We start from the raw sequence: 337 nt of genomic DNA on the forward strand, positions 1-337 counted from the left end.
GGATCTGGCGCCGCAAGGCGTGGGGGTTCAAGTCCCTTCACCCGCACTTTTGCGCCTGTAGCTCAATTGGATAGAGTACTTGACTACGAATCAAGCGGTTAGAGGTTCGAGTCCTCTCAGGCGCGTTATTTTATATATGAAACAGAGTTCTTACAAGATTCTTTTGAAAGTTGATATGATTTTTAAAAGACAGAACATCCTGTTCAAATCCGGGAAGTAGCTCAGCTTGGTAGAGCACTTGGTTTGGGACCAAGGGGTCGCAGGTTCGAATCCTGTCTTCCCGATTGATTAAAATGGGGCCTTAGCTCAGCTGGGAGAGCGCCTGCTTTGCACGCAG

General features: G+C 48.4%; 2 tRNA genes. Both read left to right on the plus strand.

The features are described 5' to 3' along the window. Positions 1 to 51 precede the first annotated feature (51 nt). Positions 52 to 125, plus strand: a tRNA-Arg gene (locus M3221_RS25875). Positions 126 to 210: 85 nt separating this feature from the next. Next, positions 211 to 284: transfer RNA gene (locus tag M3221_RS25880), tRNA-Pro, on the plus strand. Positions 285 to 337 lie beyond the last annotated feature (53 nt).

Source organism: Domibacillus indicus (genome assembly GCF_023715895.1).
Lineage (GTDB): Bacteria > Bacillota > Bacilli > Bacillales > Domibacillaceae > Domibacillus > Domibacillus indicus_A.